11 protein-coding genes are annotated in these 11997 nt (G+C 72.3%); 6 read left to right on the top strand and 5 right to left on the bottom strand.

What is annotated here, in order from left to right; genetic code table 11:
* Positions 1 to 11 precede the first annotated feature (11 nt).
* From murC to ACIA6T_RS09345, 3 genes are all read right to left on the bottom strand, one after another.
* A complete protein-coding gene (gene murC, locus ACIA6T_RS09355; protein WP_399445951.1) occupies positions 12 to 1400 on the bottom strand; it encodes a UDP-N-acetylmuramate--L-alanine ligase in 1389 nt (462 codons plus the stop codon).
* 80 nt (positions 1401 to 1480) lie between these two features.
* Positions 1481 to 1954, bottom strand: a complete 474-nt coding sequence (locus ACIA6T_RS09350; RefSeq protein WP_399445950.1) for an indole-3-glycerol phosphate synthase — start codon at positions 1952 to 1954, stop codon at positions 1481 to 1483.
* Between the two features lie 231 nt (positions 1955 to 2185).
* Complete coding sequence (locus tag ACIA6T_RS09345; protein WP_399445949.1) at positions 2186 to 2962, bottom strand: pyrimidine reductase family protein; 777 nt, start codon at positions 2960 to 2962, stop codon at positions 2186 to 2188.
* 248 nt (positions 2963 to 3210) lie between these two features.
* Between ACIA6T_RS09345 and zapE the strand changes: the two genes are divergently transcribed.
* From zapE to ACIA6T_RS09320, 5 genes are all read left to right on the top strand, one after another.
* Positions 3211 to 4302 carry a cell division protein ZapE gene (zapE, locus tag ACIA6T_RS09340; protein ID WP_399445948.1) on the top strand — a complete coding sequence of 364 codons (1092 nt, stop codon included), beginning with the start codon at positions 3211 to 3213 and terminating at the stop codon, positions 4300 to 4302.
* 412 nt (positions 4303 to 4714) lie between these two features.
* Entirely contained in the window at positions 4715 to 5296 is a 582-nt protein-coding gene (locus ACIA6T_RS09335; protein WP_399445947.1) for a carbonic anhydrase, read from the top strand.
* Positions 5297 to 5304: 8 nt separating this feature from the next.
* Positions 5305 to 6771, top strand: a complete 1467-nt coding sequence (locus ACIA6T_RS09330) for a SulP family inorganic anion transporter (protein ID WP_399445946.1) — start codon at positions 5305 to 5307, stop codon at positions 6769 to 6771.
* A 228-nt stretch (positions 6772 to 6999) separates the two neighbouring features.
* Positions 7000 to 7821, top strand: coding sequence for a slipin family protein (locus tag ACIA6T_RS09325; protein ID WP_399445945.1), 822 nt, complete (start codon positions 7000 to 7002; stop codon positions 7819 to 7821).
* Positions 7822 to 7911: 90 nt separating this feature from the next.
* Positions 7912 to 9318 carry a PhoX family protein gene (locus tag ACIA6T_RS09320; protein ID WP_399445944.1) on the top strand — a complete coding sequence of 469 codons (1407 nt, stop codon included), beginning with the start codon at positions 7912 to 7914 and terminating at the stop codon, positions 9316 to 9318.
* 51 nt (positions 9319 to 9369) lie between these two features.
* On the opposite strand, the gene ACIA6T_RS09315 is transcribed toward ACIA6T_RS09320, so the two are convergent.
* Together ACIA6T_RS09315 and ACIA6T_RS09310 are read right to left on the bottom strand one after the other, a co-directional pair.
* On the bottom strand, positions 9370 to 9855 hold the full coding sequence (locus ACIA6T_RS09315; protein WP_399445943.1) for an SRPBCC domain-containing protein: 486 nt from the start codon (positions 9853 to 9855) through the stop codon (positions 9370 to 9372).
* Positions 9852 to 10313 carry an ArsR/SmtB family transcription factor gene (locus tag ACIA6T_RS09310; protein ID WP_399445942.1) on the bottom strand — a complete coding sequence of 154 codons (462 nt, stop codon included), beginning with the start codon at positions 10311 to 10313 and terminating at the stop codon, positions 9852 to 9854. The genes ACIA6T_RS09315 and ACIA6T_RS09310 overlap by 4 nt, the downstream gene beginning before the upstream one ends.
* A gap of 86 nt (positions 10314 to 10399) precedes the next feature.
* Here ACIA6T_RS09310 and ACIA6T_RS09305 point away from each other — a divergent pair, with 86 nt between their 5' ends.
* Positions 10400 to 11923 (top strand): FAD-dependent oxidoreductase, encoded by a 1524-nt coding sequence (locus tag ACIA6T_RS09305; RefSeq protein ID WP_399445941.1) that lies wholly within the window; start codon positions 10400 to 10402, stop codon positions 11921 to 11923.
* Positions 11924 to 11997 lie beyond the last annotated feature (74 nt).

Raw genomic sequence — 11997 nt, 5'->3', positions numbered from 1 at the left:
CTTCCAGCCCCTTACTTCGACAGACGGTCCAGGATCCGCGGGCCGAGGTCGGTGACGTCGCCCGCTCCCATGGTGAGAACGAGATCACCGGGCTTCGCCATTCCCGCGATCACCTCGGGGATCTCCGCCTTGTCGTGGACGGCGGTGACGTCCGCGCCGGCCGCCCGGGCCGCCTCGATGATCAGCTCGCTGGTGACGCCGGGGACCGGGTCCTCGCGGGCCGGGTAGATGTCCAGCACCACCGAGGCGTCGGCCAGGGACAGGGACTGGCCCATCTCCTTGCCCAGCTCGCGGGTGCGGGAGAAGAGGTGCGGCTGGAAGACGACGAGGATGCGGGCGTCCCCGGCGGCGGAGCGCATCGCCTCCAGGTCGGCGGTCATCTCGGTCGGGTGGTGCGCGTAGGAGTCGATGACCTGCACGCCGGCTGCCTCGCCCTTGAGCTGGAGGCGCCGCTTCACGCCGGTGTACGCGGCGAGCGCCGGGGCCAGCTCGGCGGCCGGGACGCCGAGCGCCACGCCGGCGGCGAGCGCGGCGACCGCGTTGTGCGCGTAGTGCCGGCCGGGGACCGACACGGTGAAGGTGAGCGGGGCGCCGTCGAGCTCGACGGTCACCTCGCTCCTCAGTCCCTGCGGGACGACCGACAGCACCCGCACGTCGGCGTCCGCCGACTCGCCGTACGTCACGGTCCGCACCGAGCCGTCCAGCCGCCGGGTCAGCTCGCGGGCGCCCTCGTGGTCGGCGGAGATCACCAGGGTGCCGCCGGGCACGATCCGGCCGACGAACGTCTCGAAGGACTCGTGGATCTCCTCCATGGAGGCGTAGTTGGCGTGGTGGTCCAGCTCCACGTTGAGGATGATCGCGACCTCGGGCGCGTACGTGTGGAAGCTGCGGTCCGACTCGTCGGCCTCGGCGACGAAGATCTCGCCCGCGCCGTGCAGCGCGTTGGAGCCGGGGGCGTCCAGGTCGCCGCCGATCGCGTACGACGGCTCGCGGCCCAGCGCGGTGAGGGAGACGGCCAGCATGGAGGTGGTGGTGGTCTTGCCGTGGGTGCCGGCCACCGCGATGGGGCGCAGACCGTCCATCAGGGCGGCGAGGGCGTCGGAGCGGTGCACCACCGGGATGCCCAGCTCGGCCGCGCGGACCAGTTCGGCGTTGTCCTCGCGGATCGCGGAGGAGACGACCACGCAGCTGGCGTCGTCGGCGAGGTGCGCGGCGGCGTGGCCGATGTGGACGGTGGCGCCGAGGGCGCGCAGGGCGTCGGCGGTCGCGGAGTCCTTGGCGTCGCTGCCGGCCACCTTCGCGCCGCGCTGGGCGAGGATCTTGGCGATGCCCGACATCCCGGCGCCGCCGATGCCGATGAAGTGCGGTCGGTCCATGGCGGTAGGAAGGCCGGGTGCCATGCGTGTTCTCCCAGTGGTGCGACGAGCGGGACGGCGGTCTTCGCGCTCTCGCGGGAGAGCCGGGAGAGCGCCGCCCCAGCCTATGCCTTGCTGTACGAGAAGAGTTTCAGCACCGGCACCCCGACCTTGTGGCGGGCGCGGGAGGCCCAGTCGCGGTGGAAGAACTCCTCCACGTAGTGCGGGTCGGTCAGGACGATCACCTCGTCCGCCCCGACCTCCTCCACCATGGTCTTCAGCGCGTCCAGGGGGTGGTCCGCGATGAGACGGCCGTCCGCCGTGTCGCCGGTGGCGCGCAGGGCCCGCAGGGACACCTCCAGGGCCTGCTCCCCCATGTCCTGGGCCTCCTCGCCCTCGGGGGTCTCGCCCTCGCGGGCGGCCTCGTCGAGCTCGCCGAGCGCGACGTCGTCGATGGCTCTCAGCAGCCGGTCGGCCTGTTCGCCGCGCGGCTGGAGCAGCACGTGGAAGGAGACCGGCTCGTCGCCGTGCAAGGTGGTGACGAACTCCACGTCGGCGGACGTCAGGGCCTTCTCGATCATCAGTACGCTGGTGAACACCAGGCGTCCCTTCTCCTCGGAGGACCCTAGGGCCCCTCTCTGCTCCGTGGGCCCGGCCAGGCCCTGCGGAAACCCTTCTGCCCCGTGTTCGCACGGGTACTGCCGGATTCAGTGTCGCCCCTTCCCGCACCGGCCGGACGGATGCGTTCCGCCGATCACCGGACAAGCGGCCACCATCGGGCGCTCCTGCGGACGCGGCCACGGACACGGTCGCGGTCGCGGTCGCGGACGTCAGGACCGCTGGTACCGCGTGAACAGGAAACCGTCCTCCTCCAACATCGCCTTCAGCGCGAAACGCCGCGGAAGTGTTACGGACGGTCCACCGGCGATGCGCTGCGCGTCACCGGCGGTGAGCATCGGCGAGACGGTCAGACAGAGCTCGTCCAGCACCCCGGCCGCCACCAGCCGGCCCAGCAGCCGCGGTCCGCCCTCGGTCAGCAGCCGGGTGTGTCCGAGGTCCGCGAGGGCCCGCACCGCCCGCGCGGGGTCCACCGCTCCCCCCTCCCCGGCGGTGATCACCCGGGCGCCCGCCTCCTCGGCGGCGGCCACCCGGTCCGGGGCGGCCCCGGAGCCGGTCAGCAGCAGCGTGGGCACCAGGGGGGAGGTGAACAGCGGCAGCGAGAAGTCCAGGTCCAGGCTCGCCGTCACCACCGCGATCACGGGCGCCGGCCCCTGTCCCGCGGCCTCCCGCGCGGCCGCGAACTCGGCACGCGCGCGTGCCGGACGGTAGCCCTCCTGCCGTACCGTCTGCGCGCCGACGACCACGACGTCGGCGAGCGCCCGCAGCGTGCCGAAGATCCGCATGTCGGCCGGGCAGGAAATGGGCTGCGAACGGCCGTCGTGCTGGGCGGCCCCGTCGAGGGTGGACACCATGTTGGCCCGCAGCCACGGCTCCCGCCCGCCGGGCCCCGGCTCCGGATAGGCGTACGCGGCGGCGATCTCGGCGAGGCTCCACTCGCGAGCCGCTGTCTCATGGGTCACGTCGGTCACAGGGAACAGGCGTCGCATGTCAGGCAGTGTTCCACGCCCTTGGGTCCTGTCGTCAGGTCCCCGTCGTCCGCCCGAAGGGCGGGCCCCGCGGCGTCTGGTGCGTGCGATCGCAAGGCGCCGGAGCGTCCTCGATGGGGGTCCCCCCGCTCGAGCGAAGCCGAGAGTGGGGGAGGAGCCACGAGGACGGTTCGGCAACACAGCGAGCGTGCGTGCCAGGCGTCGCGGGGCAGACGGGGATCTGACGACAGGGCCTAACATGGGGGACCGTGTCGTCCTCCTCCCCCGCCTCCCGTCCCGGTCCGATAGCCGACGTGGCCCCGCTGTCGCTGTGCTCCCGTGAGCCGCACGTGCCCGCGGACCGGCTCGTCGCCGAGATGGTGCCGCCGCCGCGGTTCGACTCGGTCCGCTTCGGCACCTACATCCCGGACCCGAACCAGCCGAGCCAGACCGAGGCCGTGCGCGTCCTCGACGGTTTCGCGGCCGGCCTCGACGGGGCGGCGGCCGGTGACTCGGGCCGGCGCAGGCTGTTCGGCTTCGGCAAGGCGCCGAAGAAGGCCCCGGCCGGGCCGCGCGGCGTCTACCTCGACGGCGGCTACGGCGTCGGCAAGACCCACCTGCTGGCCTCCCTGTGGCACGCCACCCCGGCCGAGCCCGCGCTCAAGGCGTTCGGCACCTTCGTGGAGCTGACCAACCTGGTCGGCGCCCTCGGCTTCCAGCAGACCGTGAAGACCCTCTCCGGGCACCGCCTGCTGTGCATCGACGAGTTCGAGCTGGACGACCCGGGCGACACCGTGCTCGTCTCCACCCTGCTCGGCAAGCTGGTCGAGGCCGGTGTCGCGCTCGCCGCCACCTCCAACACGCTGCCGGGCAAGCTCGGCGAGGGCCGGTTCGCCGCCGCCGACTTCCTGCGTGAGATCCAGGGCCTGTCGGCCCACTTCCGCGCCCTGCGCATCGACGGTGAGGACTACCGCCACCGGGGTCTGCCCGAGGCGCCGGCGCCGTACTCCGACGAGCGGGTGACGCGGACGGCGCACGCCACCGAGGGCGCCTCGCTCGACGCCTTCCCCGACCTGCTGGAGCATCTCGCGCGGGTCCACCCCAGCCGCTACGGCGCCCTGACCGACGGGCTCCGCGCGGTGTGCCTCACCGGTGTGCGTCCGGTGCCGGACCAGTCGACCGCGCTCCGGCTCGTCGTCCTCGCGGACCGGCTCTACGACCGTGAGGTGCCCGTACTCGCCTCGGGGCTGCCGTTCGACCAGCTGTTCAGCGAGGAGATGCTGAAGGGCGGCTACCGCAAGAAGTACTTCCGGGCGATCTCGCGGCTCACCGCGCTGGCCCGCGACGCGGGATCCCTCTGATCACGGGATCCCTCTGATCACGGGATCCCTCTGATCACGGGATCCTTCCGATCAAGGGCGGGTTCACGCCAACACACCCTTTCTTTTCAGGCTCTCTTCGCCACGAAACACCGAGTTAACCCTGCAAACGACTTTGCGGGGTTAACGTGTTTCTTGACCAACCATTGACCAAACGTTGGTGCGCGGAAGAGGTGTGAACCGCCTTGCCGCACACGCATGTCCCGAGGTCCGGCGACCGCGGCCACACCCCCGGCCCCTTGCCGTCGCTTTACCTTCGCTTCACTTCTCCGCATTTCCCTCACCCTTCACACCCGCGCACACATTGCGTGAGGCAAGGGCCATGGATCAGCGGAGTCCGACCTTTGTCATGCCCGTCCGACGCGCCCCCACGCGCGCCAGGAGGTATCACCAGATGCAGCCCCTCATCGACAACGCCCGCACGTTCGGACAGCGCCCTGAGGAGTTCGCCCGCCTCGCCGAGGGTCAATCCCCCGACGTCCTGTTCATCACCTGCTCCGACTCCAGGGTCGTACCGGCCCTGATCACGGGTGCCCGGCCCGGCGAGCTCTTCGAGCTGCGCACCGCGGGCAACATCGTCCCGCCGTACACCCCCGGACGCCCCACCTCCGAGGCGGCCACCGTCGAGTACGCCGTGGGAGTCCTCGGCGTCACGGACATCGTGGTCTGCGGTCACTCCCACTGCGGGGCCATCGGCGCGCTGGTGCGCGGCGACGACCTGGACGCCGTGCCCGCCGTGCGCGACTGGCTGGCGCACGCCGCCGACGAGCCGGCGTCGGCCGACGCGGCGGACCCGGCCTGCGCCGAGGCGGTCCAGCACCACGTGCTGGCCCAGTTGCTGCGGCTGCGCTCGTACCCGTGCGTCGAACAGCGGCTGGCCTCGGGCCTGCTGCGGCTGCGCGGCTGGTACTACGAGGTGCACACCGGAGCCGTACGCGAACACCGCGCGGACACCGACTCCTTCGAAGCGCTGTGAGCACGGCCGTGTCCAAGTTCCCCCATCTGCGGCAGGACTTCGCCGCCTCGCTCGTCGTGTTCCTCGTCGCGCTCCCGCTGTGCGTGGGCGTCGCCGTCGCCTCCGGTGTCCCGGCCGAACTCGGCCTGGTCACCGGCATCGTGGGCGGACTGGTCACCGGTCTGCTGCCGGGCAGCAGCCTTCAGGTGTCCGGTCCGGCCGCCGGGCTGACCGTGCTGGTCTTCGAAGCCGTCGACACCTACGGGCTGCCCGCGCTCGGCGTGATCGTGCTGGCCGCCGGACTGCTCCAGCTCGCCATGGGCGCGCTGCGGCTCGGACGCTGGTTCCGCGCGATATCCATCTCGGTGGTCGAGGGCATGCTGGCCGGCATCGGTCTCGTACTCATCGCGGGCCAGCTGTACGCGGCGGCCGGGCTGACGGCCCCCGCCTCCGGCGTCGACAAGATCCTCGGGCTGCCCGGAGCGGCCGTGGACGCGCTCGGCAGCACCGAGGCGCTCGCCTCGCTCGCGGTCGGCGCGGGCACCGTCGCCGTGATGGTGCTGTGGCGCCGGATACCGGGACCGGCCGGGGTCGTACCGGGCGCGCTGGCGGCGGTCCTGCTGGCGACGGCGGTCACCCTGGCGTTCGGCGTGCCCGTCGCGACGGTCGAGGTGCAGGGCCTGCTCGACGCCGTCCAGCCGCCCGGCGCGGACGCGTTCGGCTCCCTGGGCGTCGGCGTCCTCGGCACGATCGTCGCGTTCACCCTGATCGCCTCCGCCGAGAGCCTGTTCAGCGCCGCCGCGGTGGACCGGCTGCACGACGGGCCGCGCACCCAATACGACAAGGAGCTGATGGCGCAGGGCGCGGGCAACACGGTCTGCGGGGTCCTCGGCGCACTGCCGATGACCGCGGTCATCGTGCGCAGCTCGGCCAACGTCCGGGCGGGCGCCAGGACCAAGGCGTCCCGGGTGATGCACGGCGTGTGGCTGCTGCTGTTCGCCGCGCTGCTGCCGTCCGCGCTGGCGCTGATCCCGCTGCCCGCGCTGGCCGGCATCCTGGTCCACGCCGGCTGGAAGCTGATCCCGTTCCGCGCCCTGGCCGCACTCTGGCGGGGCCACCGGGGCGAGGCGCTGATCCTGGTGGTCACCGCCGTGTCGATCGTCACGGTGAACATGTTCGAGGGCGTGCTGATCGGTCTGGCCCTGTCGGTCGCCAAGACGGCCTGGGAGGCCTCGCAGGCGAAGCTGGAGGTCGTGGACAAGGGCGCGGGCCCCATCCAGGTGCACCTGTCGGGCAACGCGACCTTCCTGCGCCTCCCGAAGATCCTGGACACCCTGGAATCCCTCCCCCAGGACCGCCCCGTCGAACTGGACCTCACCGCCCTCCACCACGTGGACCACGCCTGCCACACGGCCCTGAAGAACTGGTCCACCCGCCACAGCACCCCGGGCACACCCCCGGTGAAACTCACGGAGACACCGGTCACGCTCCCCTAGGGACGCGGGCGCCAGAGGCGCGGGGCCGTGTCGACATGCGGCTCCGCCGCCCGGGCGCGAACGGGGGTCCGGGTGCTCCGCCCCCGGGGACGGGAAGGGAAGGGGGCGGCGGGGGCGGAAAACCCCGCCGCCCAACCCCCGGCCCCCCGGCATGGCACCGCACCGACCGCCGGGCATATCGTTGCAAATGCAGCCAGAAGCACACAGACCTCTGAACGGGAGGTCGCCATGGTCGAGGAACTGCTCACCGCGGCCGCCGGCACCGCCGCAGCCGCCACCGTCTACCTCCTCGCAGCCGCCCGAGTGGTCAAACAGTACGAACGCGGAGTCGTCTTCCGCCTCGGCCGCCTGCGCGGCACCACACGCCCGCCCGGCTTCACCCTCGTCGTCCCCGGCGTGGACCACCTGCGCAAGGTCAACCTGCAGATCGTCACGATGCCGATCCCCGCCCAGGAGGGCATCACCCGCGACAACGTCACCGTCCGGGTCGACGCGGTCGTCTACTTCAAGGTCGTCGACGCGTCGGCGGCCGTCGTCAACGTCGAGGACTACCGCTTCGCCGTCTCCCAGATGGCCCAGACCTCACTGCGGTCGATCATCGGCAAGAGCGACCTCGACGACCTGCTGTCCAACCGCGAGAAACTGAACCAGGGCCTGGAACTGATGATCGACAGCCCCGCGATCGGCTGGGGCGTGCAGATCGACCGCGTCGAGATCAAGGACGTCTCCCTGCCCGACACGATGAAGCGGTCCATGGCCCGCCAGGCCGAGGCCGACCGCGAACGCCGGGCCCGCGTCATCAACGCCGACGCCGAACTCCAGGCGTCCAAGAAACTCGCCGAGGCGGCCCAGGAGATGTCGGAGACCCCCTCCGCCCTCCAGCTCCGCCTGCTGCAGACCATCGTCGCCGTCGCCGCCGAGAAGAACTCCACCCTGGTCCTGCCCTTCCCCGTCGAACTCCTCCGCTTCCTCGAACGCGCCCAGCAGCCCGCACCGGGTCACGCGGCGGAGGCCCGCCCGGAGCCCGACGGTCCACGCCCTGAGCCGTGACACGAGCCACGCGCGTGGTTCCCGTGACCCGCACCAGGTGATAGACACGGCCGGGTCACAGTTCCTGTCCGCCAGCAGGAAGGTTTCCCCATGCCAGAGACCGGGTCCACCACCGAGTCCACGACCGGCTCCCCCGCGACACGACGTCAGCTGCTCGCCCGTTCCGGTGCCCTCGGCATCGGCATCGCCTTCACCGGCGCCCTCTCCGAACTCTTCACCGGCACCGCCGCCGCCCAGAACCTCGGCCACAGCGGCTACGGCCCCCTGGTCCCCGACCCCGACGGACTGCTCGACCTGCCGGAGGGCTTCCGCTACAAGGTCCTCTCCCGCGAGGGCGACCCGTTGCGCTCCGGCGAGGGCCCGGTCCCCTCCAACCACGACGGCATGGCCGCCTTCGCCGGCCGCCACGGCCGTACCCACCTGGTCCGCAACCACGAGAACCGCGCCAACGGCAGAGTCCCCGTCCCGGTGATCGACGGCCTGACCTACGACCCGGAGGGCAAGGGCGGCTGCACGGCGCTCACCCTGGACCACCACGGCCGGGTGCTGTCGGAACGGGTCGCGATCGCCGGTACGGCAGTGAACTGCGCGGGCGGACCGACCCCCTGGAACACCTGGCTGACCTGCGAGGAGACCGAGGACAAGGCCGGCACCAACGGCTACACCAAGGACCACGGCTACATCTTCGAGGTCGACGGCGCCGACCCGCGCCGCACGGGCGCCGTACCGCTGACCGCGATGGGCCGCTTCCAGCACGAGGCGGTCGCCGTGGACCCGAAGCGGGGCGTGGTCTACGAGACCGAGGACGCCTTCGAACGGCCCTTCGGCCTCTTCTACCGCTTCCTGCCGGAGAAACCCCTCGGCGGCACCGGTTCGCTGCGCGCGGGCGGCCGGCTCCAGGCGATGCGGGTGCCCGGGGTGCCCGACCTGTCCTCGATCCAGGACATCGGTGCCCGCTTCGACGGCATCGAGTGGGTGGACGTACCGGATCCGCAGGCCGCCCGGACGCCCATCCGTCACCAGGACTTCGGCCCGAGGGGCATCACCCACGCGCAGAAGCTGGAGGGCTGCTACTGGGGCGGACGCTCGGTCTACTTCGTCTCGTCCTTCGCCCACAGCGCCGAGGGTTCGGCGGCCGACCACTACGGCCAGATCTGGCGCTACGACCCGGACCGGCGCCGCCTCACCCTGGTGATCGTCTTCGGCCCGGACACCGACGTCCAGCTCCCCGGCGAGTCGCCGGACAACATCTGCCTCGCGCCCAGCGGCGGCCTGATGGTGTGCGAGGACGGCGGAGGCGCCCAGCACGTCTACGGCGTCACGCGGCGGGGTGAGGTCTACGCGATGGCGCGCGGTCGTCAGAACATCGGGACGGCCGAGGAACCGGAGTGGGGCGAGTTCGCCGGAGTCACCTTCTCCCCGGACGGCCGCACGATGTACGTCAACTGCTACACACCCGGCACGACGTTCGCCGTGACGGGCCCGTGGCGCGGGTAGCCGCTCACGACCGGGGCGGAAGGCGGTCCGCCCTCCGCCCCGGCGCGGGGTTCAGCCCGCGACGAGCGCGTCCATCTGGCCGACGGCCTGGCTCATCCCCTCCACCATGCCCATCTCGGTGAGCTGCTCCATCTGCTCGCGGGTGTCGAAGACGGACCGCAGTTCCATCCGGGTGCCGCCCTCGAGCGCGGTGAGCGTCATCCGTACCGAGGTGGTCGGCATCTCGGGGTCCGGCTTGCCCTCCTGGTCGGAGAAGCCGTCGGTGAACTCGAGGGCGGTCGGCGGCGTGACCGAGGAGACCCGCCACCAGCCGCCGTACTTCTCGCCCTCCGGGCCGGTCATGTGGTACTTCATGCCGCCCCCGGGCGTCAGGTCGTACTCCTCGAAGGTCGCCGGGTGGCTCGGCGGGCCCCACCAGCGCTCCAGCAGCCGCGGGTCGGCCCACAGCCGCCACACCCGCTCCACGGAAGCGGTGAAGTCGGCGGTGAGGGTGAGCGTCAGACGGTCGACGTCCTTGTCCACGTTGGTGACAGTCATCTGTCCGGTCCTTCCGTCGTGTTCTCATGCGTGTTCTCGTGCGTGTTCTCGTGCGTGTTCTCGTGCGTGTTCTCGTCGTGGGCCGGGGCCCCGGAGTCACCGGTCCCGGCGGCGTCCTCCGTCAGCAGACCGGACATCCGGTCCACCCGCGCCCGCCAGGCCGACTCCAGTTCGTCCAGGGCCTGCCGCGCCCGGCCCACCGCATCGGGATCGGTGCGCACGAGCTGCTCCCGTCCGCGTCGCTCCTTGGTGACCAGACCGGCCCGCTCCAGCACCGTGACGTGTTTCTGCACCGCGGCGAAGCTCATCGGGTACGCCGCGGCCAGACGTGACACGGACAGCTCACCGCGGACACAGCGCCGGAGTATGTCGCGCCGCGTCGCGTCGGCCAGGGCGTGGAACAGCCGGTCCACGGTTTCGTCGGTCTCGCCGGTCTCGTCGATCCCATCTACAACCATTTGGTTGTACGTTAGTCCCGCCCCGGCCGCCCCGCAAGAGGAGCGCCCGGACGGTGAACCGGCCGGACCGGGGTACCCGGCGCCGCATGACGGAGATGCAGCAGGCAGGCGGCTCGTACTGGCTCCAGACCGCACCGGGCGGCCGGCACCCCGCGCTGACCGGGGACCTCGATGTCGACGTGGCCGTGATCGGCGCGGGCATCGCCGGCCTGTGCACGGCCCGGGAGCTGGCGCGGGCCGGGAAGAGCGTCGCGGTGCTGGAGGCCGGGCGGGTCGCGGCCGGCGTCACCGGGCACACCACGGCCAAGGTCACCGCCCTGCACACGCTGATCTACGACAAGCTTCGCCGCACCCGGGGCAGCGAGGGCGCGCGGCTGTACGCCCGTTCGCAGTCCGAGGCGATCGAGCACACCGCCCGGGTCGTGGAGGAGCTGGGCGTCGACTGCGACTGGGAGCGCCGCAGCGCGTACACCTACGTCCGTGACGCGGACCGGGTGGCGGAGCTGCGCGCGGAGGCCGAGGCGGCGCGGGAGGCGGGCCTGCCGGCCTCCTTCGTGACGGAGACCGGTCTGCCGTTCCCGGTGGCGGGCGCCGTCGAGGTGACGGACCAGGTGCAGTTCCATCCGCGCAAGTACCTGCTGGCCCTCGCGGACGACATCGTCGCGCACGGCGGGCGCATCCACGAGGACACCACCGTCCTCGGCCTGGAGGAGGGCACGCCGTGCCGTCTGTCGACGGCGGCCGGGGCCACGGTGACGGCCCGGGACGTCGTGGTCGCCACCCACTACCCGGTCTTCGACCGGGCGCTGCTGTTCACCCGCCTCTCCCCGCGCCGCGAACTGGTCGTCGCCGGGCCGCTCCCGGCCGGTCAGGACCCGGGCGGGATGTACATCACCCCGGAGGAGAACACCCGCTCGGTGCGCACCGCCCCCTACGGCGAGGACGGCACCCACCGCTTCCTGGTGGTCACCGGTGAGCACTTCACGCCGGGCACGGGCGACCCGCGGGCCCTCTTCGACCGCCTCTCCGCGTGGGCCCGCACGCACTTCCCCGGTGTGGAGCTCACCCACTCCTGGGCCACGCAGGACAACGATCCCACCGACACCGTGCCGCTCGTCGGCCCGCTGCACCCGGGCGCCCGGCACACCTACGTCGCCACCGGTTTCGGCGGCTGGGGCATGAGCGGCGGCATGATGGCGGGCCTGCTGCTCACCGCGCAGATCACCGGCGAGGAGTGCGCGTGGAGCGAGCTGTACGACCCGCGCCGGCTGGCCTCCGCGGTGCGTGAGGCGCCGGCCTTCCTCAAACACCAGGCGCAGGTGGCCAAGCACTTCGTCGGCGACCGGCTGCGCCCGGCCCCGCCGGCGGAGGCGCTGCCGCCGGGCGAGGGCGCCGTGGTCCGCGCGGAGGGTGGCCGGCTCGCGGTCTACCGCGACGACGACGGCACCCTGCACGCCGTCTCCGCCCGCTGTACCCACCTGGGCTGCCTGGTGGACTTCAACGCCGCCGAACGCGCCTGGGAGTGCCCCTGCCACGGCTCCCGCTTCGACACCGACGGCAAGGTCATCCAGGGCCCGGCGACGCGGCCACTGGAGCGGCGCGACATCTGAGGGGTGTCGGTGTGGGGCGGGGGGTGTTCGCGCGGCCCGGCGCTTGCGGGGTGCCTCCCCCCACTCTCGGCTCC

This window comes from Streptomyces sp. NPDC051740, from assembly GCF_044453165.1.
GTDB classification, from domain to species: Bacteria; Actinomycetota; Actinomycetes; order Streptomycetales; family Streptomycetaceae; genus Streptomyces; species Streptomyces atrovirens.
The sequence above is the reverse complement of the archived record's forward strand: the minus strand, read 5'-3'. Positions and strand labels throughout refer to the sequence as shown.